The organism is Mesorhizobium sp. P160187 (assembly GCF_057766425.1).
Map to the genome: position 1 here is coordinate 176,483 of NZ_JBYMDX010000001.1, position 24,631 is coordinate 201,113.

The 24,631-nt window shown below is 62.3% G+C and carries 26 protein-coding genes; 18 read left to right on the forward strand and 8 right to left on the reverse strand.

Going from position 1 to position 24,631, the window contains the following annotated elements; all coding sequences use genetic code 11:
- Positions 1-215: 215 nt before the first annotated feature.
- Both AC3CCE_RS00820 and AC3CCE_RS00825 read right to left on the reverse strand, forming a co-directional pair.
- On the reverse strand, positions 216-1,055 hold the full coding sequence (locus AC3CCE_RS00820) for an anti-sigma factor family protein (RefSeq protein WP_352624376.1): 840 nt from the start codon (positions 1,053-1,055) through the stop codon (positions 216-218).
- Positions 1,052-1,591 (reverse strand): sigma-70 family RNA polymerase sigma factor, encoded by a 540-nt coding sequence (locus tag AC3CCE_RS00825; protein ID WP_352597785.1) that lies wholly within the window; start codon positions 1,589-1,591, stop codon positions 1,052-1,054. The genes AC3CCE_RS00820 and AC3CCE_RS00825 overlap by 4 nt, the downstream gene beginning before the upstream one ends.
- Positions 1,592-3,283: 1,692 nt before the next feature.
- Between AC3CCE_RS00825 and rnk the strand changes: the two genes are divergently transcribed.
- From rnk to AC3CCE_RS00840, 3 genes are all read left to right on the forward strand, one after another.
- Complete coding sequence (gene rnk / locus AC3CCE_RS00830) at positions 3,284-3,745, forward strand: nucleoside diphosphate kinase regulator (protein ID WP_352624378.1); 462 nt, start codon at positions 3,284-3,286, stop codon at positions 3,743-3,745.
- Between the two features lie 604 nt (positions 3,746-4,349).
- Complete coding sequence (locus AC3CCE_RS00835) at positions 4,350-4,526, forward strand: hypothetical protein (RefSeq protein ID WP_352597782.1); 177 nt, start codon at positions 4,350-4,352, stop codon at positions 4,524-4,526.
- A gap of 289 nt (positions 4,527-4,815) precedes the next feature.
- A complete protein-coding gene (locus tag AC3CCE_RS00840; RefSeq protein ID WP_352624381.1) occupies positions 4,816-5,694 on the forward strand; it encodes a YihY/virulence factor BrkB family protein in 879 nt (292 codons plus the stop codon).
- 213 nt (positions 5,695-5,907) lie between these two features.
- Here AC3CCE_RS00840 and AC3CCE_RS00845 read toward each other — a convergent pair whose 3' ends face one another.
- The 3 genes from AC3CCE_RS00845 to AC3CCE_RS00855 form a co-directional block, all read right to left on the reverse strand.
- Complete coding sequence (locus tag AC3CCE_RS00845) at positions 5,908-6,075, reverse strand: hypothetical protein (protein WP_023834013.1); 168 nt, start codon at positions 6,073-6,075, stop codon at positions 5,908-5,910.
- A gap of 523 nt (positions 6,076-6,598) precedes the next feature.
- On the reverse strand, positions 6,599-6,916 hold the full coding sequence (locus tag AC3CCE_RS00850; protein ID WP_023690487.1) for a YMGG-like glycine zipper-containing protein: 318 nt from the start codon (positions 6,914-6,916) through the stop codon (positions 6,599-6,601).
- Between the two features lie 198 nt (positions 6,917-7,114).
- Entirely contained in the window at positions 7,115-7,516 is a 402-nt protein-coding gene (locus tag AC3CCE_RS00855; RefSeq protein ID WP_352624383.1) for a type II toxin-antitoxin system HicB family antitoxin, read from the reverse strand.
- A 114-nt stretch (positions 7,517-7,630) separates the two neighbouring features.
- On the opposite strand from AC3CCE_RS00855, the gene AC3CCE_RS00860 reads away from it, so the two are divergent.
- A complete protein-coding gene (locus AC3CCE_RS00860; RefSeq protein ID WP_352624385.1) occupies positions 7,631-9,235 on the forward strand; it encodes a recombinase family protein in 1,605 nt (534 codons plus the stop codon).
- Complete coding sequence (locus tag AC3CCE_RS00865) at positions 9,229-10,071, forward strand: plasmid partitioning protein RepB C-terminal domain-containing protein (protein ID WP_352624387.1); 843 nt, start codon at positions 9,229-9,231, stop codon at positions 10,069-10,071. The genes AC3CCE_RS00860 and AC3CCE_RS00865 overlap by 7 nt, the downstream gene beginning before the upstream one ends.
- Positions 10,072-10,272: 201 nt before the next feature.
- On the opposite strand, the gene AC3CCE_RS00870 is transcribed toward AC3CCE_RS00865, so the two are convergent.
- The 3 genes from AC3CCE_RS00870 to AC3CCE_RS00880 form a co-directional block, all read right to left on the reverse strand.
- On the reverse strand, positions 10,273-10,941 hold the full coding sequence (locus tag AC3CCE_RS00870; RefSeq protein ID WP_352624696.1) for an SOS response-associated peptidase: 669 nt from the start codon (positions 10,939-10,941) through the stop codon (positions 10,273-10,275).
- 263 nt (positions 10,942-11,204) lie between these two features.
- Positions 11,205-12,065 (reverse strand): thermonuclease family protein, encoded by an 861-nt coding sequence (locus AC3CCE_RS00875; protein WP_352597769.1) that lies wholly within the window; start codon positions 12,063-12,065, stop codon positions 11,205-11,207.
- 151 nt (positions 12,066-12,216) lie between these two features.
- Positions 12,217-13,719, reverse strand: a complete 1,503-nt coding sequence (locus AC3CCE_RS00880) for a winged helix-turn-helix domain-containing tetratricopeptide repeat protein (RefSeq protein ID WP_023723956.1) — start codon at positions 13,717-13,719, stop codon at positions 12,217-12,219.
- Between the two features lie 1,171 nt (positions 13,720-14,890).
- Here AC3CCE_RS00880 and AC3CCE_RS00885 point away from each other — a divergent pair.
- From AC3CCE_RS00885 to AC3CCE_RS00945, 13 genes are all read left to right on the forward strand, one after another.
- Positions 14,891-15,217, forward strand: coding sequence for a DUF736 domain-containing protein (locus AC3CCE_RS00885; RefSeq protein ID WP_023816712.1), 327 nt, complete (start codon positions 14,891-14,893; stop codon positions 15,215-15,217).
- Between the two features lie 176 nt (positions 15,218-15,393).
- Positions 15,394-15,654 carry a DNA -binding domain-containing protein gene (locus tag AC3CCE_RS00890; protein ID WP_023715497.1) on the forward strand — a complete coding sequence of 87 codons (261 nt, stop codon included), beginning with the start codon at positions 15,394-15,396 and terminating at the stop codon, positions 15,652-15,654.
- A 135-nt stretch (positions 15,655-15,789) separates the two neighbouring features.
- Positions 15,790-16,038, forward strand: a complete 249-nt coding sequence (locus AC3CCE_RS00895; RefSeq protein ID WP_352624390.1) for a transcriptional regulator domain-containing protein — start codon at positions 15,790-15,792, stop codon at positions 16,036-16,038.
- Complete coding sequence (locus AC3CCE_RS00900; RefSeq protein WP_352624391.1) at positions 16,010-16,555, forward strand: DUF2285 domain-containing protein; 546 nt, start codon at positions 16,010-16,012, stop codon at positions 16,553-16,555. Before AC3CCE_RS00895 ends, AC3CCE_RS00900 begins: the two co-directional genes overlap by 29 nt.
- A 141-nt stretch (positions 16,556-16,696) precedes the next feature.
- On the forward strand, positions 16,697-16,978 hold the full coding sequence (locus AC3CCE_RS00905; RefSeq protein ID WP_352624394.1) for a helix-turn-helix transcriptional regulator: 282 nt from the start codon (positions 16,697-16,699) through the stop codon (positions 16,976-16,978).
- A gap of 18 nt (positions 16,979-16,996) precedes the next feature.
- On the forward strand, positions 16,997-18,157 hold the full coding sequence (locus tag AC3CCE_RS00910; protein ID WP_352624395.1) for a replication initiator protein A: 1,161 nt from the start codon (positions 16,997-16,999) through the stop codon (positions 18,155-18,157).
- Positions 18,154-18,396, forward strand: coding sequence for a hypothetical protein (locus tag AC3CCE_RS00915; protein ID WP_155929825.1), 243 nt, complete (start codon positions 18,154-18,156; stop codon positions 18,394-18,396). Before AC3CCE_RS00910 ends, AC3CCE_RS00915 begins: the two co-directional genes overlap by 4 nt.
- Positions 18,393-18,914 carry a DUF2840 domain-containing protein gene (locus AC3CCE_RS00920; protein ID WP_352624398.1) on the forward strand — a complete coding sequence of 174 codons (522 nt, stop codon included), beginning with the start codon at positions 18,393-18,395 and terminating at the stop codon, positions 18,912-18,914. Before AC3CCE_RS00915 ends, AC3CCE_RS00920 begins: the two co-directional genes overlap by 4 nt.
- Positions 18,911-19,456 carry a S26 family signal peptidase gene (locus AC3CCE_RS00925; RefSeq protein WP_352624400.1) on the forward strand — a complete coding sequence of 182 codons (546 nt, stop codon included), beginning with the start codon at positions 18,911-18,913 and terminating at the stop codon, positions 19,454-19,456. Before AC3CCE_RS00920 ends, AC3CCE_RS00925 begins: the two co-directional genes overlap by 4 nt.
- A gap of 70 nt (positions 19,457-19,526) precedes the next feature.
- A complete protein-coding gene (locus AC3CCE_RS00930; protein WP_023715504.1) occupies positions 19,527-19,862 on the forward strand; it encodes a DUF736 domain-containing protein in 336 nt (111 codons plus the stop codon).
- A 3-nt stretch (positions 19,863-19,865) separates the two neighbouring features.
- Complete coding sequence (locus AC3CCE_RS00935) at positions 19,866-20,633, forward strand: lytic transglycosylase domain-containing protein (protein ID WP_352624402.1); 768 nt, start codon at positions 19,866-19,868, stop codon at positions 20,631-20,633.
- 243 nt (positions 20,634-20,876) lie between these two features.
- Positions 20,877-22,616, forward strand: coding sequence for a relaxase/mobilization nuclease domain-containing protein (locus AC3CCE_RS00940; RefSeq protein ID WP_352624404.1), 1,740 nt, complete (start codon positions 20,877-20,879; stop codon positions 22,614-22,616).
- Between the two features lie 26 nt (positions 22,617-22,642).
- Positions 22,643-24,628: a conjugal transfer protein TraG gene (locus AC3CCE_RS00945; protein WP_352624406.1), complete on the forward strand. Its 1,986-nt coding sequence runs from the start codon at positions 22,643-22,645 to the stop codon at positions 24,626-24,628.
- The last annotated feature ends 3 nt before the right edge of the window (positions 24,629-24,631 follow it).

The following is a 24,631-nucleotide window of genomic DNA, read 5'->3' on the forward strand; positions in this document are numbered from 1 at the left end:
CCATCAGGACATCCCTTTATTCCCGGGCGGCGCGAAATTCTTTTGAGATTTCCCGAAAACAGGGGCCGGCGTCCGCCCCGAACTGGAGCCGACGCTGCACGAGGACGCGTTCGACGTCGGCGCCATGCTGCTGCCGTGGTCTGTCACCCGGGCAGGAACGTCACGGCTAGCGCAGGTCGGCACTCGATATCGGTTGGAGTGCCGACGGTCGGTTATCAGCCGGGGACGACCGCGGCGCGGAAGCGCGCCACGAAGTCGTCGAGCTCCGGCCGCTCCATGTCGGAAATCGCCCAGTATGAGAAGGCGCCGTCGCTCCAATGCACAAGCGAAAAACCGCCCTCCGAGAGATCGACAGGGTCGCTCACAGCTCCGGCATTTTGAGGCTGGGCCACAAGGGTGATCAGATGTTCGCGGTGGCGATAGACCAGCGCTGGCACCGCCCGGCCGCCGATGACCTCGACCCTGCCACCGATGAGCGCAAATCCGTCTTTCACCATATCAGGAGCCGGCGGCGAAAGGCCGAGCCTTGCATCGAGCCATGGCTTTATGGTGTGTCGGTCCGACGAGACGACATCGACGGGGCTGGTCGCCAGCAGACTGCGCTGGTGGCCGCTGGCCACGCCTGCGGCAAAGCTGTCGGCTACGCTAGGCTGCATCGCCCATTGCGTCGCGCCGCTGGCCAGAACTGCGCTGATCATGATCGAGGCCGCCATGGCGCGCCAGTCGAATGATCCGAAGTTGCGCGCCGACCACCACGTTCGAGCGGACTTCGCCTGTGTCGGCGCTCTGGGCCGCAGCACCTCGACGCGGCTGGACGCTGCCATGGCTGCAATGCGCGCGCTGAACTCGTCGCTCACCTGGGGCTTCGGAAGCCTGGCCACAGCCCCTTGCAAGACCACGATGCGGGCATGTTCGGCCGCCAGCTTGGGATCGGCCGCGATGCGCCGCTCGACAGCCATGGCCGCGGCGGCGTCAAGCTCGCCATCTATCAGCGCGTGCAGCATCAGGTTCATGCCTGCGGCGTCCTCGGGCAATCCATCGTTGTGCGCACTCATTGCGCCCTCCCAAGGTCAGAGATCAGCAGGCCACGCGCCCGCGCCAGCCGCGACATCACCGTGCCCATCGGCACGCCCAGCATGGCTGCGATATCGCGGTAAGCGAGGCCATTCACGTCGCGCAGCACGAGCGTTTCTCGAAAGGGTTGCGGCAGAGCGGCGATCGCCGCCTCCAGGGCCGCCACGTCTGTCTTGGCGATCAGGCTCGCCTCCGGGCTTTCGCTCTCAGTCAGATCGACTGCGTGAGCGGCGCTCACCTCGTCGAGATCACCGAGGTCGCCCACCGAGACGATGCTGCGCGGGCGATTGCGCGCCAGCCATGTGTAACACGAGTTGCGAACGATGGTGAGCAGCCAGGCACGTGCATTGCCGCCGGCATAGCTTGCGATGTTGGCGTGTGCCTTCATGCAGGCGTCCTGCACGACATCCTCGGCGTCGGTGGCATTGCCGGTCAGCCAGCGGGCCAGCGAAAGCGCGTCGGCGAGATGGGGCATTACCACTTCGCCGAAGCGGTCCTGCGCATTGCTGCTCAGCATCGGTACACCGTCACATGCGCCTCGCCTGGAGCTCGTGTCCTCATTTGGCGAGAATGGTTCTGCCTTGCGATGGAACCCAGCGCAAACATCCCGGGTCGCCAACTGCGTTGAATGTGAGGGCAAACGTCGCATCGGTGTCAATCACACACTGGACCGCAAACATGCATCCAGATGGATGCTTCTCGAGCACAAGCATTGCCGAATTCACGACCCATTTCGCATCCGCGGCACCTGAGCTTTCCCGATCCCGACCGCGGCAGCACCTTCGGCAGACAGGTGAGCCAGCCGGCCGCAGGCGGCCGACCTATCGCCTTCCAGAGGTCCTGGAACGCGTCGACCGATACCGTCGTGCTCGGCAATGTGTGGGTTTGCAGTGCGGCGTTCCTTCAAGGTCAATCAGCAGCGTATGCATGGAAGACCAGGGCGGGCGGCGTTTTATTCCCGGACAGCGAAAAAAGATGACTGGAGGCCATGCGACAGACGGCACCAGCGGCGCACAGACATTGTCCATCTGGCGTTAGCCGAGAGGGAAGGGAACTCGCAGCTAACCCTCTCCAAGTTCGGAAGGCAATTCCAGAGTCTCGGCATTACTCCTAGCGAGGGCGTTCAGGCACTTGTCGCCCGGCTAACGCGAAGTTCTGACACCTATCACCGACCGACTTCAGCGCCGAAATTGCTACCAAGCCAAAGCGATGTCGGGGCCTTCAAGGCCTCTTCTTATTTCGGCCAAGCCGGCCCGGAGCCCGCATTCAGTCACATCCCTTGGACTTGGGTGCAGAGCTGCTGCATCGAAGCCATTTGAGCAGCGAGTTCGCGCCCGAACCAGTGCTGTTGCTGGCCGTGGTGTTACTGCCGGTCGAACCAGAGCTGCTGAAGTGCCGGTGGCTTTGCCAGAGCCGGTGCCGATACTCGCCGTTGTATCACTGCTGGGTCGAAGCCGAGCTACCTGACGTGCCGGTCATTGTGCCAGAGCCAGTGCCGTTACTGGCCGTCATTCTCGAGCAGTCGGAGCGAACCTGTGCCTGCTGTTCAGAGCTCAGGGACGACCAGTTCTTGCGGATCTCATCCTGCGACAGAAGTCTTCCCGAATTGGCGTCGCTGAAGAATGAGCCCGAGAGCTTGCTGTCCCAGCCGCTCGGGATACCGCTTTGGCCTGAGCTGGACGTAGAGCTCATACCCGACCTTTCCGCTTCGCGGCCGTCGTGCTCGTGGTGCTGCCGCAGCGCTTTGGCCGGAAGAGCGGCGCTCGAGACATCAACCGCCGCGCTAGTGGATTGACGCTGCTGATTTCGCCTCCTCTCAGAACGGGGGTGCGGACTCCTGCCGTTGTTAGCGGTGAACGGTGTCGTACTCCCCCAGATCAAGATCGATCTGCCGGCATCTGGGTTCAGGCTCGCGTGGCCGCCTTGACTCCGCAGATTACTTTACCAACTATAGGGCTATGTGCGCCGCTGCCAAAATCCGTCGGGATTTCCTTTTCCGGGTTTGCCCCATAGCGGGATCGTAACCCTCGGCTCGGCTGCCATGCGCGCCCCGAGCCGAGGGGTGAACATGTAAAATCGACATGTGACATTGGCGCAGGGCCGCATCGGCCCTGCAACATCGGCGCGTTCAGGATAGATTTCCGTCGCACTGACAATCGTTGGCGATCCCTTGGCAGGTCCGACGCCAGGCAGAAACATGAGTATTCAAATGCAAGTCACCAAGAAAATCCGGCGCAAGCCGAACATCCGAATCACGCAGTCGGATCACGCACGTTTGTCGGCCCTCGCGAACACCGTTGCCGGACGAACCCCGGAGGCGTCGGATGAATTGCTCGCCGAACTAGAGCGGGCTCGCATCGTGCCCGACGGCTGGGTCTCCGCCGGCGCGGTCCGGATGGGCTCGACTGTAACGTTCAAGCCCGACACCAGCGATCCGAAAACGGTGACGCTGGTTTTTCCTGGCGATGCGGACATCTCCGAAGGGAAGGTTTCGATACTCACGCCGATCGGCACGGCTCTGATCGGCCTTTCGGCTGGGCAGTCCATCATGTGGACCGCCCGGGACGGGCGTCGGCACGAATTGCTGGTGCTTGAGGTGGGCCAGCCCCCTCCGGAAGTCGATGTAGCCGATCGGCGCGCGCCGGCGCCTTCGACCATTGCGGCCGGCTAGACATGGGCGTTTCGATCCGTCTGCTCACTCACGCGGGCAGCCCGGTCGCGGGAGTGTAACCCTGTGCCGGGTGTCCTTGCCCGGCGCAGGGTAGGTTTCCCGCCCGCTCAACTGCTTGACGCCGGATTGTTTCAGAGGCCGGCTGGAAACGTGCCGTGCCCACTTTCGATCGTTGCCAATTGACCACTAAGGACTGCACCATTCTCGAGGCCTTTGCAGGAGCGCCACCACGCCCGCAGTGACACATTCTCGGATTTACCTGACCGAAAGATTACGAGCCCGGTTGTGATGTTTCGGGAAGACATCCCCGAACGTGGTGACCCTCAGCACCCGCGTCGCCTCTCGGGTAAATGACGGCCCTGCTGAAACCCGTATCGTGGCACATGACGAGATGCGCGGTCTTGTTGGCATGCTTTTCTCGAAGCCGCGACAGCAAATACCGCAGCGGTCCGTCGACCAACTGGCTGAAGGCAAAGTGCTATGCGATCGACGAGTTCGATCTGCTCGGCGTCGAGCGTGAAGCGGGCAAGCCGGCCTTCGCTCTGATAGCTGAGCGCGGCACCGGGCGTTATGTAGGAAGCGCATTCGTCACCTTGAACCGGGAATGCGCGAGAGGCTATGGAAACGCGTCCAGGAGCACTCAGGCACGGCGCCCAAGGGCATCATGAAGCGGCCGGCCACGCAATGGGTAAAGCCGGGAGTCATTGGACGCGTGAAGCACCTGCGCGGCGAGGATGACCTGCGTCATGCCTCACTGCAGGATTTCCGCGAGGAAGATTGAACGCTATCGGAGCCATGCCAGCAGCAGATCGCCTTACCGTCCGCTTCGCCTATCAACGCGGCTTTCAGGTCCTCGATGGCAGCGCGACCTCCAGACGTTCGAGAAGCAGGACGAGGCGTTCAAGTTCGTGCTCGGCCGGGGTGCTCGCGTTTGGCTGGCACGGTCGCGGACCGTCATAGGCCGCATCACTGACGTTGCCTGCTCCCCCTGAGGGCATTAGTAGCCCGCAACCGGAACATCACATGTGCTGGTGCATTGCTAGTGAACGCCAATTCGACTGGGGCGCAAAATGCATCGCGCGATCACAAATGCATGGGCAATGGTCCGAGAAGCCATCGTTGGGTTCGTCAACGACAATGCTCTCAGCCATGGCGCGGCAATCGCTTTTTATGCCACAACATCGTTGGCGCCAATTCTGCTCATCGTGGTTGCAATTGCGGGTCTCGCATTCGGTCACGAGGCAGCCCAAGCGGCATTGTCCGCCCAAATCACAGGGATGATGGGTACAGAAAGCGCAAATATCCTGCAAACCGCACTGAAGAGCGCATCCGAAAAACCATCCGGCGGCACCTGGGCGGCGGTGATTGGCATCATCACCTTGCTTGTGAGCGCTTCCGGGGTCTTCGGCGAAATACAGCAGTCTTTGAACATAATATGGAAGGTCGAAGCGCAGGGCAGTTCGTTGTCGCGCCTGGTGCGCGCACGTGCGGTAAGTCTGGGACTGGTCACCGCACTTGGCTTCATGTTGCTCGTCTCTCTAGTCGCGAGCACGGCGATTTCGGCCCTAGGCAACCTCATCAACGCACAGTTGCCGTTCGGGACACTTGTCCTGGCCGTTATCAACGTGGTCGTTTCTTTTGTCCTCCTCGCAGCTATTTTCGCCGCTATCTTCAAGGTCTTGCCTGATCGAACCCTGGAATGGCGGGATGTCTGGATTGGCGCTGTTGTGACCGCTGCCCTGTTCACCTTCGGGAAATCGCTTATCGGTTGGTATATAGGCTCCAGCGCGGTCGCGGCCTCATATGGGGCCGCCGGTGGGCTCCTCGTCATCCTGTTGTGGGCTTACTACTCGGCGGAAATTTTTCTTTTTGGTGCGGAAATCACTCGCGCCTATTCCATTCGACACGGCAGCAGGTCCGATCTGGATGCCGTGCTTCACAGTGCTTGACTTGCAACACACGCCACTAACGACGAAATCGACTAGGCGCGCGGCGCGCCGGCGGGCTGCCTTCGCGACGCCACCCGAATCATCACCCGTTGGCGCCGACCGCATCACCGAGCAGGGCACGCGAGCTGGATACGGTCGACACCATATGATGAGTGCAAGTGCGCTGGTTGGTCAAACCATGAGGGTCACAGTTTGAGTTGCGAAAGACGCGGTTCAGCGGCGACGCGGACGGCGCTTGCGTATCGGCTTTGTACTCGCGCGCCTGCCGTCCGGCGCCTTCTTGGCGGCAGCGGAGCGGTACAGGTTCATGAGGTCAATCAGGAGCCGAACAATGGCAATCGCAGTTGCAGCATCGAGCCAGCCCGCAATGCTTTTGAGCATCGGGATTGTTCTCCAAGCTTACGACGTGAAAGCGCGGCAGTGCTCCTTCGCCTAGTTTAGGCGAGGACTGCCACCCATTCGTTGTGGCACTCAGTTGCCAAGCAACATGACATGAAAAAGGCCTCCGAAGGAGGCCTTTGGATGGTGTGAGCGAGAATCTCCACCTAACAAATTATCCCACATTTTGTGCATGCAGCGCAAGCCGTTCGCTTGACCAAGGCGCGCTTGGCGCCTTGATGCTGCTTGGCAGCGTGACCGTCACCCCGGCTCTTCGGCCGCAGCCGATGGTCGCTGTCGGCACTTTCAGCTGCGGCAATGCGATGTCACTGTTGGCGCCAAGAAACCACCGCTTCACGTCGCTTCCGCGAAATGGGATCCTTGCAAGCACCGAGCGCAAGCTCATGAGGCAGAGGGTGTAAATGGACTGAGCGGGCGTTCTCATATTGTGAAACGCCGAACGGATCCCGGGTCCCTGGAAGGGCGGCAGCAAAGGTAAGAGAGCCGCACTTCCAGGGAGGCTGGATCAATAGTCGTTGTTGTAATAGCGATCATCGCAAGGCGCCGTGTAGATCCGGCCGCGGCGGTCCTGGTAGCGGCAAAGCTGTTCGCCGCGGCGCTGCGGCGTGGTCGACTGGCCGATGACTGCGCCGAGCAAGGCGCCGCCGGCGGCACCCACGACCGTGCTTTCGGTGTTGCCGCCCAGTGCCTGGCCGGCGAGGGCGCCGACACCGCCGCCGATGAGTGCGCCTGTGGTTGCCCTCTGCTGCTGTTCGGTCTGAGTCGCGCAGCCTGCAAGTGCTGCAGTCATGAGCACGGCGGCAATGGTTTGTCTGATGATCATCTTGGAACTCCTTTGGAGCCCCAAACGCGGATCGGGGCGAATGGTTGCCAGTTGCTGGCGCATTGCGGCCAAACGGCGGCACGCCCGCTCACGAAATGAGACGTGGTTTCTCGGGCCTTGAAGACAATGGTTGCCAAAGCGGAAACGGCCTGCGCGAACAGGTCAATAGCGCATCGGTTTGAATCCGTTGATGAGCAGCTAGGCTGGCTCGTCGCGTATCGCCTTTTTCGCGGCGGCGGTTAGGAATCCGGACCGGCTGTAGCCATGCCGTTCCGCATATTGATCGATCTGGTTGAGGACATCTTCCGGGATGGTGACGTTGACGCGCACGACCTTTGTGGTCTCGGCTTTGAGCGCTACCAGGACGGCGACCCGGCTGAAATTGTCATTGTTCGACACGACATCTTCCAGGGATGATGGCTCGGGAATGGCTTCGCCATCCTCGACAAGGCCTTCGAGATGGAAGGCCAGGGCCTCTTCGGCCATGGCGCGGGCGTCGTCCAGGCTGGTGCCGGCGGTGACCACGCCCGGAAAATCGGGAAAGGATACGCCGAAGTCGCTGTCCGCTTGCTTGTGGATCAGTCCGATATAGTGACGCACGGGTCGGTTCCCCCAAGGAGCGGCTTCGAGGCTCGATCAGACTATCGAGCCATTCGACACAAACTGTCGAGGTATTCCTAATGGGACCGTAGGAAGCTGCCTAGTAAGTTGGGCATGCCCCAGGCAGACATTGCCTGGGCAACGGTCGAGAGTGTGGGGAAAGTGCCAAAGTTAGATGGCGGGAACCAGACTGTGCCTAGAATTCGCGCCGCGCAGTACGTGCGCATGTCGACGGAACACCAGACCTACTCGATCGACAACCAAGCGGATGCCATTCGCGACTATGCCGATCTCATGGCTTACGAGATTGTCGCCACTTACGAGGACCTCGGTCGCAGCGGCTTAAACCTTGGAGGGCGCCCCGGTCTTCAGAAGCTGTTGGCCGATGTCGAAAGTGGGCGAGCCGATTTTGAGACGGTTGTGGTCTATGATGTAAGCCGTTGGGGGCGTTTTCAGAACATTGATGAAAGCGCAGCCTACGAATACCGGTGCCAGATGGCCGGCGTCCGTATCGAATTTTGCGCCGAGCAATTCGCAAACGACGGCAGCATCGGGTCAGACGTCCTCAAAGCCATCAAACGGAGCATGGCTGCCGAGCAGAGCAGAATGCTCTCGCAAAAAGTCTTCATCGGCCAGGCTAGGTTGATCCGGCTGGGCTTCCGGCAGGGCGGGAAGGCCGCCTTTGGCCTGCGGCGCCTGCTTGTCGATCAACACGGCCGTTCAAAAGGCATCCTTTCATCCCACGAATACAAGAGCCAGCAGACGGATCGAATAGTTCTGGTGCTCGGCCCGCCTGACGAGGTTGCGACAGTGAAGTGGATCTTCAGTCACTTTGTCAGAACACGCAAGACAGAGCTGGAGATGGCAAGACTGCTGAACAAGCGCGGGGTGCTCAGCGATTTGCGGCGACCATGGACGCGGGAATCCGTCCACTCGGTGCTGACCAACGAAAACTACATTGGCAACAGCGTCTGGAACAAGCATTCGGCCCGGCTGAGAAGCCATCAAGTCCGAAATCCCCCGGAACAGTGGGTGCGGGTGGAAAACGTCCTGGAGCCGATCGTCGACCGCAAACTGTTCGACCGGGCGCAGATCGTGCTCAAGACCATCTATCGCCACATGACCAACGACGAGATGCTGGCCGCTCTTAGGGCACTTCTGGCTCGCCGTGGCGCCTTGTCGTTGGCCATGATCGACGCGGATCCCGGGTGCCCGCCGGCCCAACGCTACCAGTGGCGTTTTGGAACCATTGTCAAAGCCTATGAACTGATCGGATACGAGCCATCCAAAAACTACCGCTTCATCGGCGTGAACCGGCACCTGGAATCAATGAGGCTGCAGATTATCCGGGATATTGTGGGCGTGATTGATAAGCAGGGCGGGGTTGCTGCCCATGACATGGCGATGGACCTCCTGCGGATAAACGAGGAGATCACGGTGGCGATTACCATGGGCCGATGCAGGGTTTCCGGCTTCGGCTATCCACGCTGGTTTTCCAAGGCCGATAAACGGCCACTACCCGACATTTTCGTCCTGATCCGTATGAATCCCGGCGACCTGACCATTCGGGACTATTTGATTGCGCCTGCCCACGAGATCGCGGGTAAATCGGAACTGCATGCCATCAATGGGATACCGCTGGACAGCTATATTTTTCCCACGCTCGACCCCATTATCAGGTTGGCAGAGCGAGAGCCTGTCGGAGGCGTGGCTTGGTAGTCAAGCGCTTAGCCAAGGACGCCGCCTACCGTGCGTTGGAAAACGGTGGCGACAGACATGCGAGCAATATTGTTGCTGGCGCATTAGGGTCCAAGAAGAGGCTTCGTTCACACGAATTTTTGGCGACCTACGATACGGAATGCAAACGCATGCGCGATTTCGTCACGCAAGCGGCAAAGTCTGAACAGAGCCTAGACCGGATAGTAGCGGCGCTCCACCTGATGATGCGCGACAAGCAATTCTGCGCCACGCTGGTGTCCGAGGGCTTCAGGACAATGCCAAGCCTACTGGCACATAGGTTGCGTGGCGCGACCCGCGAGCCGCAAATGTTCTGCTCTCCCGGAAAACCCGCTTCCGAGACAGGCGAGAACCGGAAAGCCGTTAACGGAATTTGCCCTGATGTCCTCGACCTGCTTCGGGACGCGCCGGTAAAAACAAAAATCTTCGGGTTGCTCCAGAAGGTGCTGCCAGCCAGGCAAATGGAGATTGCCCGGCTGATGGTGGCGATGGACCGGGTCAGGATCACCTACGTGAGACTACTCGTCGCTCTGACACCGCAAGCCCTGCTGGTCGAGGGTTTTAATCTCTCAACGATCACCACACAAGCGGAAGACCAGCGCGGCGCGATGGTGCTCGATGTCGGCGCGGTAAGCCTTGCGGTTCTCAGCGCCGCGGAACGTCATGGCCAGGTGGGCCTGGAGCTTGTCGCAGCCAACCGCTTTTTCGACCGGTTGATGGATAATTCCAGAGTGGTGCGGTATCTCGCCCGGACCTTTCCGGGGCATTTTGAAGAGTTTCACAGCTTCTCGATGCCATGCCTCGAACAGGGGCGCTAGATGGTCGGACGTCAACTCCTATAGAAACCGATCGCCGTCGCCGGGATGCAAACAACAGAACCAATGTGACTTCTCTCCAGGCCTCGAAAAGCCAAACCCGCCGAGCTTGCCGCAGCCAGAATGCTCGCAAGCGATTTTCGATCGGCTCTCGGCCGCGCGGAATCGCTGTTATCCCTTCGGCAAGCCGGCTCGGTTCGTCGCTCATAACGGGTTGATCGGCCCGACCAGGCCGGGATGGTCGTTGGGCAACTTGTTGACGGCGCTCGTGTTCACCTCACGTCCAACGCGGTTGAACTGCAGCTGACCGTCGATGTCGTGGCTGAGAACGTCCTTGAGGCTGTCCTTGGGCGTCGCCGGGTCCAGCCAGGCGTCATAGTAGGCCGGGTCGAGAATGAGAGGCTGCCGATCATGCAACTGCTTCATCGGTTCTGCGGCAGGCTCGGTGATGATGGTGCAGCTGGTTATGTCGAGATTGGAATTGTAAGCCCAAAGCCCGGCGAACGAGAAAGGCGCGTGGCCTGCCTGGTAGATGTGCCAAGGGTCTTTCTTGCCGTCGGCTGGCGATATCGTCCACTCGTAGAAGCCATCGGCAGGGATCAGGCAGCGCTTGGACTTGTAGGCGTCGCGGAAGGCGGGCGCTGTATCGATGCCCTCAATCCTCGCATTGAACATAGCCGCCTTGGGCATTTCCTTTGCCCAGAAAGGGACCAGCCACCAGCGCCCTTCACGGAGCCAGTGATTGCCATCTTCACCGGCAGTGACGAATGGGACATCCTGAGTCGGCGCGATGTTGTACCGGGGCTCGTCGTTGCGGCCTATCTCCGCAGGCCCCGTCAGTCTGTAGAGCCGGTGGATTTCCGACCACGACAGTTATTTGGTGTAGCGTCCACCCATGGGTCTGCCTCAGTTGCGCAGGAGTTCAGGCACGCTGAGCGGGCCAAGGTCGGAATTCTCCTATACTCGTCGCTGCGGCGCCAGACGCCGCGTATCTTGGCGGCGGTGACCGATTGATTGCCTTCGCCAGTAGCCTTGCGGAAGGCTCTGGGCGACCACAGAGTTCCCCTTGGTGTGCGCTGTGGAGGCAAAAAGGGCAAAGTCGACGACGATCATCCCATGTCCCCTCTCACTGCGGACTAGCAAAGGCTCTCGCAAGGAATGCCGTCCTTGTCGCGGTCGAGCTTGCCGCCCCAAGAGCAGTTGGCCAAATACCAGTTCGCCTCGTTGCATGAGCTGATCTGGGGACAGGTTCGACGTGGCTGACAAGAATAGCTCTGCGCCACCTGCCCATTACGCATGATGCCGAGTGGTTGTCTTGCTGACGGCCTGGTGGTGCCGTTCGCATGCTCTGCGCGCCAATCCCATGGCGCCTGAAATGCCCCAGCCCACAGACCGACCTTCGCCGCCTGGGCCTTCGCCTGCTGTCTTGCGTAGGCTCCGTGGCTGTAGCGCGGCCAATCTAGCGCCAAGCCCCGCTCGACAAGCCAGCTCTGGACGTTGCGACCGTCGGCGCGATCGCAATCCCCAACAAGCCGGCCGTACCGGTCTCGGTTAACAAAGCTGCAATGCAACGGACGCGATGCAGCCAGGAACTCGTCCAAGGCTTGGGCAGCATGGCGCCCGCAGGCGTATTCGAAGGCCTTAGCGTCTTCGCAATATTGCTTACTCTCGGGCGCATCGATGCCGTTGAAGCGGATGCGCTGTCCGTGGATCTCGATCGTGTCGCCGTCGATCGCAGACGCGACACCGGCGATCGGCGCCGGCTTCGAGCCGAACCAATTCGATGCATTGATCTCTGGCAAACTTTCGCTGTGCTGGATGGCGGTTTGCGCGACCAGAGCGCCAGCCGCTACCGCAGTCACCAAGATCAGGCGGCGCGGCACATTCGCCCATCGGTGCGCACGGCTATGCTTGGCACCGGTTCGCTTTCGCCAGCGATCAGATCGATTGTCGTATCGGTATTTGTCCATCCCGCAGAGAGGATGCGACTGTTTCAACGAAGAGTCCAGAAGACGGGACGCGTGGAATGCTAGCCCGGAAGCCGATGCGTGCCGACGCCCTCGACTTCGATCTCGGTTAAGGGGGTTCGATGACCTGTTGGGGTGCATTCGGCTGTCGGGCCTGACCGGCGCGCTCCCGAAGGTGCGTTCACGCGGGAAAGCCGGCCTTTCTGAAGCCTGACGTGAAAAGCTCGAGGTCGACTTGGTGGGCGAACGGGAGACGTGAAATCAGCCGGATAGTCAGGTCGTGTTTCCTCATCAGTGCTTCCTGAACTTCAGCACGCGCCTTCTGCGTCTCGCCCAAATGAGCGTACGCCGCTGCGAGAAAGGCATGAATGAAGAATTGGTCGCCGGCCTTCTGATACGAACCGACGGCCTCCGAGTACCTTCTTAGCAGGAAGAGGGAGCTGCCCTTCACCTCCCAGAACCATATTGGAGGTAACGGGTCGCGCAGCAGCGCAGATTCAAGCACGTTCAGCGCGCTCTCGGCCCGGCCGCCGTAGTTGAGCCAGCTTGCGTAGTCCCCCGCTATGTTCACGTCCAACGGGTTTAATGAGCGCGCTTGCTCGAAATGCACTCCCGCGTCGCTGTGCTGGCGCATGTGCGTAAGCACCAGGCCCATGCTCTGGTGACAGACGCCATCGCTCCTGTCGAGAGCGAGCGCCGTTCGTGCCGAGTCCCAGGCGTTCTGTAGCGTCCGCGGATCGTTGTCGTACCAAAATCTGCCGACGAGCGCCTGCGCGAGGAAGGCGTGGCCTTGAGCGAACATCGCATCGAGCTCGACACACCGGACGAATAGGGGCTCGGCCATGTCCAGTTCATACCGGTAGAACTGTGCGCGCCCCTGCAGGTAGCAGTCGTATGCATCCCAATCGGCCGGAGGCTTGCGTCTGGTCCTGCTCGTCGAATCGGCCTCCGCTTGGCCTTCGACCATCGAGGCGATGAGAGCCGCAACCTCGTCTTGCAATGCGAAGATGTCGTCGAGGGCCCTGTCGTACCGTTGGGCCCACAGGTGGGTACCGGTGGTAGCGTCAATCAACTGTGTGGTGATCCGAATGCGATCACCGAGCTTTCGTATGCTGCCTTCGACGAGGTAGCGAACTCCGAGTTTGCGATGGACTTCGGCAATGTCCAATGCCGGATAGCGAAACTGAAAAGATGAATTCCGCGCGATGACAAGGAGGGAGCGGAACCTGGCCAGCTCCGTAATTATGTCCTCGGTTATGCCATCGCTGAGATACTGCTGGTCCTGATCGCCGCTCAAATTGGCAAAAGGCAGGACCGCAATCGACGGCTTGCCGGACCCTGGTATCGGTCTGCGGGATGCGCTCGCCACCGGCTCGACAGTCCCGGTGAAGCGGTAGCCGACGCGAGGCACCGTGGCGATCCACTCGCCGCCGTTGTCAGCCGGACCGAGTGCCTTTCTCAGTGTCGCTATTTGGACCGTAAGGTTGCCTTCCTCAACGGCGGTTCCCGGCCAGGCAGCGTCCATAAGTTCGGCCTTGGTCAGGATCTCGCCAGGCCGGGCCGTAAGCGCAGCAAGCAGCGTCAGCCCACGATGCCCAACAACGATCGGGATCTGCTCTTTCAGGAGCGTCCCGATGTCGGGATCGAGTACGAACGGACCAAAAGCGATGCGTGTCCCCTGCATCTGGGCATATTAGACGTTCCGGCGGTTTTCGGAACAGTGTCGGCACCGCTTTAATCCCCGGGTCGCTTTCGAGGCCTATGCCCAGAACGCGGCCACCTGTCCATCGATTAGAAGATAGCGATCGGGCGCTGGCCGCTGCGCGCGAATGTCCGGAGTGGCTATCCCGACTGCGTATTGGCCTGCGCCGCTGATCAGAGATAGCGAACCGCAGAACTGACCGGAGCAAGGCTGGCGCTAAAGCATTGATATTGCTGTGCCGGCTGGCTTGGCGCGATCCTCGTCGGTAGCCTCGCGGCCGGGTTGACGCTCGGCGTCGACCAATCCTCCTCGGCGTTGTCAGCCCCATGGGGGCCAAGCTGGCGATCACGTTGGTCTTCACCGCCTGCGATCATTGCCGGCTACCATGCCGCCCATGGCATCGCGAAGCACATGATGCCTATGGAAACCTGGCAGATCGTCCTTTCCGTTATTGGCGCGACCGCCATCGGCGTCACGGCATATCTACGGGTCGCGGGCATGACAGCCGCTGACCAAACCGGCAGGGACGTGGTTCGAGCCTAGACCCGCGCGGGCGAGGCGGATGAACCATACCGACGAAGGCCTAGCCTCCTCCTTATCGGTGCTTGGAACAATCGGGTTCCATGCCAGGATCGAGCAACGGCCACGTGCCGGCGCGACCTCGTGTGTGGACTTGAACTTTCTTCGGTCAATGCCCATCGCAGGCCGACCAGTCGGTGGCAGGACGACAGCAGGGCCGTGGCTGCGGCGTTGGAGGTGCGTGAGGTCCCCCACCTGGAATGCGTGGACGGCGCTAGCGAACTCGGAGCGATCTGCCGGAGGCGCGTTGCGCGCCAACGTCTCCGTTGGCAATCTGTACCAAGAGCGCTCCAAACGGCCTCTTCAATGGGCTGATCTGGCCGAAGGACGGCTGAAGCCTCGACCGCCTAGCCGCAACGGCGCGTCTCGACTTTCTTCCCCTGCCGGCGCCCACCCCATGCGGCAAGCGCCTGGGACCCCGGGCGCCGCCATTCCTCGCGAGACAAGAAAGTCGTTCTTGCGCCGTCCTCCGCTTTGCTCCGGTCGCAAGCGATGCGTCGTCGGTCGCCTCCGGCCAACCGATCGCCATCGAGGCCGCATGGTGCGGGCTCGGAACAGAAAACGGAGACTTACAATGGCTACCATCGGCACCTTCAAGAAGTCCGCCTCGAACGAATTCACCGGTGAAATCGTCACCCTCAGCGTCCAGGCCAAGAACGTGCGCATCGTCCCAGACACACGCGCCACTGGCGAGAACGCTCCCAGCCACCGAGTGCTGGTCGGCCGCGCCGAGATCGGCGCCGCATGGTCGAAGACCTCCAACGAGGGCCGCGACTACCTGGGCCTCAAGCTCGACGATCCAAGCTTCAACGCCCCGATCTACGCCAACCTCTTCGACGACGAGGAAGGTGAGGGTTTCTCGCTCATCTGGTCCCGCCCGAACGCGCGGCGGAGCGACTGAGGACCCGCGCAGGCCCCGGCCGGAAGGCCGGGGCCTCTTCCGCGGACGGTCCGGTTCGGTTCACTCAAGCCGAGAGCGATGCCGAACCCGCATCGCCTGATGCTGATCAACCGGCCTCCGTTGGCAGAATTGTTCTGTAAAATGCAGGCTTTCACTCTGGGAAGACGAGGCAAGCGATGATCGAGCCGTTTGACGAAACCGCGCCGACCAGTGACGAACTCACCGAATACGATCGGGAACACGTCAAGCTCTATATGCGCCTGCTTGACGCCGCCGATGACGGCGCGGACTGGCGCGAGGTGGTCGAAATTCTCTTCGGCATTGATCTGACGAAGGAGCCGCAACGTGCCCGGCGCATCCATGACAGCCATCTGGCGCGAGCGCGCTGGATGGCGCGTGCAGGCTACCGTCATCTCTTGCGTCGGCCCGGCAACTAGCACCACAGCGCCTGCGGTTCCCGGGTGATGCCGGAACGGCATCACCCGATGCCCGGCGAGGGTCTTCCGCCAATCGCTACAACCCGGAATCGTTTGCAGGCGGGGTCTACGCGTTGTTTGCGAGGAGCTCTTTGGATGAGGCCGGATACGTTGCATTGGCGAGACAATGACAGCTATGATTATTTCGATACGTTGCCCATCGAGGGGCTCGCCTGGGAGTGTCTGCGGCGTCACGAATCCTATCAACGGCACTACCGAGCGCTCCTGACCACAAGAGCCGAAAAAGCACCCTTCCAGCCTGAGACACAGCGGCTGTGGGGGTTACGATTTCCCGGCCAGGCCGGATTTGTCCGCCTTGGCGCAAGACATTCTGTGGTCGCCTGACGTCGATCCAGCTGTGGTTTCTCTCGTGCCGGCGCCGGAATTCCTGTCTTCCTTGCGATCGGCGCCGTTGACCGGCCTGGGCGTGCTCCGCGACAGCCCGGAAGGACGTCACACTGTCCACAGTGCAGGTGTCGCGACCCAACTTCTCCTTCTGCCCGGCAGTGACCCGCACGGCCACCTGGCGGCGCTGATCCCATTGGATGCAGAAACGTTGGGACGGATCGAAGCACTCACCCGTTTCTGGCGCTCCTTGCAGGGGCGCCCCACACCTTCGGATACCCGTATGACCCCACAGCAGCGCCGCCGGTTTCGTTTGATGATGCAGGCCGCTGACGCCCGTGCCAACGGCGCGAGCTACCGCGACATTGGCGTCGCCCTTTACGGGTCTGAGCGCGTCGCCGCTGATCCCTGGAAGACCTCCGCGCTGCGCGATGCGGTGATCGGTCTCGTCGAAGGCGCCACCGCCATGATCGGCGGCGGCTATTTGCAAATCCTGCGTCATCGCCGCCGATCGTAGCGGTTGTGACAATGGACAGGGGGGTGGGATTTTAGCCTCCCTCAACTTCCCCATCCCTTGCGAAGCCCATTCTGCGCCAGCGTGGTCGCCGTCCACCGCTGAACGCCAGCGGCTGCCCAAAACCCCACGGAGGTCCGACCAATGCGACCCGACATCGCCGTTTTGCCGCCGCGCTTCCTGCGCACAAAGGAAGCCGCGGATTTCCTCAGCCTGTCCGCCCGCACGCTCGAAAAGCACCGGACCTATGGCACTGGTCCTTCCTACCGAAAGCTCGGCGGCCGCGTCGTCTATGCCGTCGACGACCTTCAGGCCTGGGCCGAACGCGGCGCCGTCACCTCTACATCCGATCCGCGTGGGTCGGTCCTGCCCGCCAAGCGTCACACACCGACGCCGCCGGTGCATGGCGGACGATACGCACGCTGACCGCGCGCGGATTTCCAGATGGTGGCGCGAAACCAATCCCTTTCGGACCGCGGGCAGCTCGACCTTTTCCGGGCGCTGCCTGGCGACTTCGCCCCACGAGACGCGCAGGATCTCATGGCCTATCCGTTCTTCTCCCTTTCCAAGACCCATCGCATCACCCCGATCGATTTTGCCGCCGGCGACGTCACGATCCGGGTCGAGGCCGTACCCGATCATGGCATGGCGACCATCTGGGACGCCGACATCCTGATCTGGGCCGCGAGCCAGATCGTCGAGGCGCGTGACAGCGGGCTTCGCACCTCGCGCCTTATGGCCGCAACGCCCTATGAGATCCTTACCTTCGTCGGCCGCGGCAAGAGCCTGCGCGACTATCAGCGCCTGAAGGCGGGGCTTGATCGACTTCAGTCGACCACCGTCTCGACGACAATTCGTCAGCCCGCCGAGGGCCGGCGTCACCGCTTCTCTTGGATCAATGAGTGGCAGGAGCGCATCGACCGCCATGGCAAGCCCGCGGGGATCGAGTTGATCGTCCCCGACTGGTTCTACCGGGCGGTCCTCGATGACGCGCTCGTGCTGACGATCAATCGGGCCTATTTCGACCTGACTGGGGGGCTGGAGCGCTGGCTCTATCGGCTGGTGCGCAAGCATGGCGGACGCCAGCGCGACGGCTGGCGCTTCGACTTCCGTCACCTTCACCAGAAATCCGGCAGCCTGTCGCCCTACAAGCGCTTTGCCTTCGAGCTGCGCGACATCATCCGCCGCCAGCCGCTGCCCGGCTACACCCTTGCGCTGGAAGTGGAGATTGGCGGCCGGGTTCTGCTTGCCTTCGAGCGGATCGGCTCCTGTGGAAGGCCTGTGGACGGCCTCGTGCTATCGGGAACCGGACCTATCGTGCCATCGGGAACCGCAGGCTCGTGCTATCAGGAACCGAAACGGGGCCTAACCCTAGGAAGGCAAAGCCGAAATCGCGCCCTTAACTTAGACTCTAACCCAGATTCTAACTTTGAAGAGCGCGCGCGCAATGTGCAGAGGCTGATCCGCCGAACCAGCGACGCACTCGGGATCGAGACCGACAAGACCTCCAATGCGCCATCGGTTTCTGGCGGTCGCATCACGGCAACCAGCGCTTCCGAAGGTCCGACTCCGCCGCTTGATCCGCGCTCGGGAGCCACCCGATGAGCGCCGCACCCCTAAATCGAAAGAGCCGTGTCGGCAAGGCAACTTTGACGCTGCATCTCGCCGGTGAATTGACCTCCAAGGGAAATAGGTTGGCGACCTTCGTCGTGCGCCCGACCACCGAGCTGACGACTCAGGAGCGCGACCGCATCGCCGCTCTCCAGCACGACATCATCGTCGCCGACACGCTGCGCGCGAGGCTCGCGCGCGAATTTCCCACCGCATCAGGAGAACCGAAATGACTGGCATCGCGGCTCCCCGCATGCGCGACGCGTTCCCGGCCACGCACCACGCTCGCGACGATCTCGTCCATGTCGAACTGACCTGGGTCGAGAAGAGACAGGAGAACTGGATCCGTTTCGGCACGCCCGCCCGCGAACAGATCGTTGATCGTCGCCGGCGCATCCTGTCCTTTCGCCCCGGCACGGTCTTCGCGTTCGTGCGCTGGGCCGCGAACGACTTCGGAACGATCTTCTCACGCATCGATATCGTGCGTGCGGTCGCGTCTGGCCAAGCCTATCAGACGCTGCCCTTCGTGCGACCCGGCGGCGACATCCTGCTGAAGGTCGAGAGCTGGCCCAAGGTCGAACGCGTGCTGCAGGCGATTGACGCCATCGAGCGCCTCGGCATCGAGCCTGAGTCGGTGTCGCCTGATCATTGGCGGCACATCCACAACCGTATAACCGCCGGCCATGCGCCGCGCAGCTACACACTCGACCAACATCGTGCCTTCCTGCTGCGCAAGAGGACCGAGCCGTGACGCGCGCGGGGATCATCTTAGCCAGCGTTATCGCAACCATGGGCGTCGGTTATCTCGGCCTCACTTCGATGCCCGCGAAGCTCATCTGGAATGCGTCAGCCAGCGCACCGATCGGCTTCTACACGATCGACTTCGACGGACCCTTCGAGGTCACCGATCTTGTGGCCGTCGACGCGCCTGAGCCGCTCGCGGCGTTCCTCGCCGATCGCGGCTATCTGCCGAGGGGCGTGCCACTCCTGAAGCGCATCCTTGGTGTATCCGGGCAATGGGTCTGTCGCTTGAACCTCACCATCACGGTCGATGGTATCGAGGCGGGGATAGCGTTGACGCGTGACCGGGCCGGCCGTGACCTGCCGGTCTGGCAGGGTTGCCGCCGCATCGCGAGCGGCGAAGTCTTCCTGATGAACCGGCATGTCCGCGACAGCTTCGACGGCCGCTACTTCGGCCCCACCTCCACCGCCCAGATCATCGGCCGCGCCGTCCCGCTGTGGACCGACGAGGACGGCAACGGCCGCTTCGAATGGTGCGCGCCAACGCGGTGAGCGCGCGACCAGCGGCGCGCGTCGTGCCGCCAGTCTTCATCACCGCACCACTCGAAAACAGGAGCCAGACATGCAACAGATCGGGGAATTCACGCGCCAGAAGACTGGCTATCGCGGGCGCATCCACACGCTCAGTCTCAACCTGGATATCGCCATTGTGGCGGCAGAGGCGAGCGAAACGGAGAATGCGCCTGACTATCGCGTTCACGCCGCAAGCGAGGACGGCCCCGAGATCGGCGCCGGCTGGAAACGCTCCAGCGAAAAGGCCGGAGACTATGTCTCGATCCAGCTCGACGACCCGACCTTCGCGCAGCCAATACGCGCGAACCTCTTTCGCAATGGAGACGACAAGACGTCCTGGTCGCTGCACTGGGCGCGGCCGCGCGACCGCAGCGAGAAGGATTGAACGATGCGCGCTCGCCGTCCGTCGACGAGCCATGCGCCCGGGCGGCTTCGTGCTGCCCGGCGCATGGCTCTGCTCCTCCTTTGCGGCCTGTCCGTCGCGACCGTCATGCCGGCGGCGGCAGCGGCGCAGGACCTGGCCGTTGCCCGGTCGTCCCAACGCGATCCGTTCGGCGCGCATATCGCAGAAGCCTCGCACCGCTTCGGCGTTCCGACCGCGCTGATCCGCGCCATCATGCGCAAGGAGAGTGCGGGCGATATGCGTGCCGTCTCCAGCGCAGGCGCCCGCGGCTTGATGCAGATCATGCCCCGTACATGGGACTATCTGCGCGCCCGCTGGTCGCTTGGCCGCGATCCATTCGATCCCCGGGACAACATCCTGGCTGGAACGGCGTATCTTCGCGAACTGCACGATCGCTTCGGCTCGCCCGGGTTCCTGGCCGCCTACAACGCGGGACCTGCACGCTACCAAGCCTACCTCACTGGGCGTCGGTTACCGGCCGAGACCCGCGCCTATGTCGCAGCACTTGCTCCGCTTTTCGGAGGTCGCGCAACCATCCGCCCTTTCGCCGTTACGTCTGTCGAGGCCATTCCCTGGAAGCGCGGCTCGCTGTTCGTCGGTCAGCCGGATCGCAAACAAGCTGTCGCTCGGGTGCCAACTGAGCGACCACCAAATGACGCGAGCTCTGCGCCCGCCGTGCGCGATGTGTCCGCCATCGTGCCGCTGTCCGAAGGCCTCTTCGTGGCGCGAGGGGGCGAAAGGATCCAGCCATGAGCGCACATGGGCGTCTTCGCGCAACCGCGAGCCCCAGCGCACCGTGGCGTGGATGGAGGCGGAAGGTGGGCAGAACAACCGGAAGATGGCGAGATAAAAGGCCGCGAGGTGCGGCGTCGATCGGTTGTGGTGTTTCAATAGGTTATGCAGCATTTCCGCGAGGTGCGAATATCTGGCGCACGGCGCTCGAACAATGATTTGCATGTGATTTCCATGCCTTGAGACGATGTGCGGATCTTCACGATGACTGACGAGGATGGTTTCCGGATCCGGCCCGGCCGTATCCGCTCGCCCAGTGCCCAGCGCGCCAGGCCCTTCATCGCGCAGGCGCTTGCCGCCGCCCAGAAGGCCGGCGCCCGCATCTCCCGCTCCGGCCGGATCAGTCCGGGCAATCGCTCGACGTTCGGGCGCGGACGCTCGGCGAGCGTGCGCGCCAATCGTCTCCTCACCGGCCGCTCGCGAACAGTGATCATCAAGACGCGGCTGGTGCGTCATCACGCGCGCGCCACGCCGCTTGCCGCTCATCTCACCTATCTGCGCCGCGAGGGCGTCACCCGTGACGGGGAGAAGGCCAGGCTGTTCGGGCCGCAGACCGGGGAGGTGGATGGCGGTGCTTTTGCCGAGCGGTGCGGCGATGATCGGCACCACTTCCGCTTCATCGTCTCGCCGGAAGATGCCGTCGACATGGCGGACCTCAAATCCTTCGCCCGCGATCTGATGGGGCAGATCGAAAAGGACCTCGGCACGAAACTGGAATGGGCTGGTGTCGATCACTGGAACACCGACAACCCGCACCTTCACATCATCCTGCGCGGCCGCACTGATGACGGGCAGGATCTCGTGATCTCCCGCGATTACATCAAGGAGGGAATGCGCGCCCGCGCCGCCGACCTCGTTACCCAGGAGCTCGGCCCGCGCACCGATCTCGACATCCGCCGCAATCTGGAGCGCCAGGTCGAAGCCGAACGCTGGACCCAGCTTGACCGGCAACTTGTTCGCGATGGCCGCGACACCGGCGTTCTCGATCTTGCGTCCCCGGCGAACGCTCAGCCCGACGAGTATCACGTGCTGAAGGTCGGGCGGGCGCGCAAGCTCGAAACCCTTGGCCTTGCCGAACAGGTCGGCCCAGGCCAATGGATGATCGACGAAAAGGCCGAGGCGACGCTGCGCGAGCTTGGCGAACGCGGTGACATCATCAAGCGGATGCACCGCGCCCTAACAGAACAGGGCATCGAGCGCGGCGCGGCGAGTTATGTGCTGGCGGCGGAGCGCCTCGACACGCCGATCGTCGGTCGGCTGGTCGACCGCGGCCTCGATGATGAACTAAAAGGCAGCGCCTACGCCGTGGTCGATGGCATCGACGGCCGTACGCATCACATCAAGCTGTACGATCTCGACGCAGCCGGCGACAGCGCTCCGGGTTCCATCGTCGAACTGCGCAAGTTCAATGACGCGCAGGGACATGGGCGCGCAGCACTCGCTGTCCGTTCCGATCTCGATATTGAGCGGCAGGTTACCGCCGCCGGCGCGACCTGGCTTGACCGCCAGAACATCGCCCGCGAACCGATTGCGTTGTCTGAAGGCGGCTTCGGTGCCGAGGTACGGCAGGCAATGGAGCGCCGTACCGACCACCTCGTCCAACAGGGCCTCGGTGAGCGGCAGGGCCAACGCACAACCTTCACCCGCGGCCTGGTCGACACGCTGCGTCGCCGCGAACTGGAAGCGCTCGGCCAAAAGCTCTCGGCCGAAACCGGCCAGCCTTTCAACCGCGCCCGCGGCGGCGAATATGTCACCGGTTCCTACCGGCAGCGCTTCATGCTCGCGTCGGGCCGCTTCGCCATGATCGATGACGGCCTCGGTTTCCAACTGGTGCCTTGGACGCCGTCCCTGGAAAAACATCTTGGCAGCCACGTCTCTGGCGTCGCTCGCAATGACGACGGCATCGACTGGAGTTTTGGCCGCAAGCGAGGCCTCGGCATCTAGTCTCAATTTGAAGAAAGGACTGCAGCATGTCCGCCACCAAAATTCTCTGGGGCCAGATCCTCGCCCTCTTGATGATCGTACTGTTCACGACCTGGGGCGCGACGGAGTGGGTGGCCTGGCGCCTGGCATTCCAGCCCGAGCTGGGCAGGCCATGGTTCCGTGTCCTGGGCTTTCCGTTCTACCTTCCGCCGTCATTCTTCTGGTGGTGGTATGGCTTCGATGCCTACGCGCCGTCGATCTTCGTAGAGGGAGCCTTTATCGCGGCTTTCGGCGGTTTCGCCTGCGTCGCCGTCGCCATCGGCATGTCGGTCTGGCGGGCTCGAGAGGCCAAGAAGGTCGAGACCTACGGCTCCGCCCGCTGGGCCGACAAGCAGGAGGTCAAGGCAACGGGCCTTCTCGGCTCCGATGGGGTGGTGCTTGGGCGCTTTGACGGCGCCTATCTGCGCCACGATGGACCGGAGCATGTGCTGTGCTTTGCGCCCACACGTTCGGGCAAGGGTGTCGGCCTGGTCGTCCCGTCGCTGCTGACCTGGCCGAGCTCCGCCGTCGTCCACGATATCAAGGGCGAAAACTGGCAACTCACCGCGGGCTTCCGCGCCATGCATGGGCGGGTCCTGCTGTTCGATCCCACCAATCCCAAATCCTCATCCTACAACCCGCTGCTCGAGGTGCGTCGCGGCGAATGGGAAGTCCGCGACGTTCAAAACATCGCCGACATCCTGGTCGATCCCGAAGGCTCGCTCGAGAGGCGAAACCATTGGGAGAAGACCAGCCACGCCCTGCTGGTCGGCGCGATCTTGCATGTCCTCTACGCCGAGCCGGACAAGACGCTTGCCGGCGTGGCCGGTTTCCTTTCCGATCCGAAGCGTCCGATCGAATCGACGCTGTCAGCGATGATGAAAACCGCGCATCTGGGGCAGGCTGGTCCGCACCCGGTCATCGCCAGCGCCGCGCGAGAGCTCTTGAACAAATCAGACAACGAACGCTCCGGCGTGCTGTCCACCGCCATGTCATTTCTTGGCCTCTATCGCGATCCTGTCGTGGCAGAGGTCACGCGCCGCTGCGACTGGCGCATCAGCGACCTTATCGACGACGAGCATCCGACGACACTCTACCTCGTCGTGCCGCCGTCCGACATCAATCGGACCAAGCCGCTCATTCGCCTGATCCTCAATCAGATCGGCCGCCGCTTGACTGAAGATCTGCAGGTCAGGGCGAAAGGGCACCGGCTGCTCCTGATGCTCGACGAGTTCCCGGCGCTTGGCCGCCTCGATTTTTTCGAATCGGCGCTCGCCTTCATGGCCGGCTACGGGCTGAAAAGCTTCCTGATCGCTCAATCCCTCAACCAGATCGAGAGGGCGTACGGCGCCAACAACTCGATCCTCGACAACTGTCATGTCCGGGTAAGCTTTGCCACCAATGACGAGCGCACCGCCAAGCGCGTGTCCGATGCGCTGGGAACAGCGACCGAGATGAGGGCCATGAGGAACTATGCCGGCCACCGGCTGTCTCCGTGGCTCGGTCATCTCATGGTCTCCCGCTCGGAGACGGCTCGCCCGCTGCTCACGCCGGGTGAAGTCATGCAGCTGCCGGCGACCGACGAGATCGTCATGGTCGCGGGTGCTCCGCCGATCCGCGCCAAAAAGGCGCGCTATCATGAGGATGCTCGCTTCCGGGAACGTATCCTGCCGCCGCCGCTGCTGAGGGCGGCGGCGGAGGAGGGGAGGCCGGACGACTGGACGAACCTGCCTCTGCCTTCTCGTCCGCAGATTGCTGAAGCCATGTCGGCGCCGTTGGCCACGGATGACGACACAACTGATTCCGAGCGTCGTCGGCAACCCGAGCTCAGTCGCGTCGAGCAGGTCGTGAAGCCTTCGACCGAGAACGAATTCGAGATCGATCACCTGGATGACGTGGAGGACGAGGTTGCCCGCAACCGTCGACTGACGCGCCTGATGCAAGGCGTTGCGCGGCAGGCGTCGCTCGACCCCGGCGACGGCGTGGATATGTGAGGC

What these genes read in the sequence shown, in the direction of transcription:
- AC3CCE_RS00905 (WP_352624394.1), top strand. Translation starts at nt 16,697, where the DNA reads ATGCGACCCGACATCGCCGTTTTGCCGCCGCGCTTCCTGCGCACAAAG.
- AC3CCE_RS00935 (WP_352624402.1), top strand. Translation starts at nt 19,866, where the DNA reads ATGCGCGCTCGCCGTCCGTCGACGAGCCATGCGCCCGGGCGGCTTCGT.
- AC3CCE_RS00820 (WP_352624376.1), bottom strand. Translation starts at nt 1,055, where the DNA reads ATGAGTGCGCACAACGATGGATTGCCCGAGGACGCCGCAGGCATGAAC.
- AC3CCE_RS00885 (WP_023816712.1), top strand. Translation starts at nt 14,891, where the DNA reads ATGGCTACCATCGGCACCTTCAAGAAGTCCGCCTCGAACGAATTCACC.
- AC3CCE_RS00850 (WP_023690487.1), bottom strand. Translation starts at nt 6,916, where the DNA reads ATGATCATCAGACAAACCATTGCCGCCGTGCTCATGACTGCAGCACTT.
- AC3CCE_RS00880 (WP_023723956.1), bottom strand. Translation starts at nt 13,719, where the DNA reads ATGCAGGGGACACGCATCGCTTTTGGTCCGTTCGTACTCGATCCCGAC.
- AC3CCE_RS00940 (WP_352624404.1), top strand. Translation starts at nt 20,877, where the DNA reads ATGACTGACGAGGATGGTTTCCGGATCCGGCCCGGCCGTATCCGCTCG.
- AC3CCE_RS00825 (WP_352597785.1), bottom strand. Translation starts at nt 1,591, where the DNA reads ATGCTGAGCAGCAATGCGCAGGACCGCTTCGGCGAAGTGGTAATGCCC.
- AC3CCE_RS00860 (WP_352624385.1), top strand. Translation starts at nt 7,631, where the DNA reads ATGCCCCAGGCAGACATTGCCTGGGCAACGGTCGAGAGTGTGGGGAAA.
- AC3CCE_RS00930 (WP_023715504.1), top strand. Translation starts at nt 19,527, where the DNA reads ATGCAACAGATCGGGGAATTCACGCGCCAGAAGACTGGCTATCGCGGG.
- AC3CCE_RS00840 (WP_352624381.1), top strand. Translation starts at nt 4,816, where the DNA reads ATGCATCGCGCGATCACAAATGCATGGGCAATGGTCCGAGAAGCCATC.
- AC3CCE_RS00835 (WP_352597782.1), top strand. Translation starts at nt 4,350, where the DNA reads ATGCGCGAGAGGCTATGGAAACGCGTCCAGGAGCACTCAGGCACGGCG.
- AC3CCE_RS00895 (WP_352624390.1), top strand. Translation starts at nt 15,790, where the DNA reads ATGAGGCCGGATACGTTGCATTGGCGAGACAATGACAGCTATGATTAT.
- AC3CCE_RS00910 (WP_352624395.1), top strand. Translation starts at nt 16,997, where the DNA reads ATGGTGGCGCGAAACCAATCCCTTTCGGACCGCGGGCAGCTCGACCTT.
- AC3CCE_RS00845 (WP_023834013.1), bottom strand. Translation starts at nt 6,075, where the DNA reads ATGCTCAAAAGCATTGCGGGCTGGCTCGATGCTGCAACTGCGATTGCC.
- AC3CCE_RS00920 (WP_352624398.1), top strand. Translation starts at nt 18,393, where the DNA reads ATGACTGGCATCGCGGCTCCCCGCATGCGCGACGCGTTCCCGGCCACG.
- AC3CCE_RS00945 (WP_352624406.1), top strand. Translation starts at nt 22,643, where the DNA reads ATGTCCGCCACCAAAATTCTCTGGGGCCAGATCCTCGCCCTCTTGATG.
- rnk (WP_352624378.1), top strand. Translation starts at nt 3,284, where the DNA reads ATGCAAGTCACCAAGAAAATCCGGCGCAAGCCGAACATCCGAATCACG.
- AC3CCE_RS00915 (WP_155929825.1), top strand. Translation starts at nt 18,154, where the DNA reads ATGAGCGCCGCACCCCTAAATCGAAAGAGCCGTGTCGGCAAGGCAACT.
- AC3CCE_RS00890 (WP_023715497.1), top strand. Translation starts at nt 15,394, where the DNA reads ATGATCGAGCCGTTTGACGAAACCGCGCCGACCAGTGACGAACTCACC.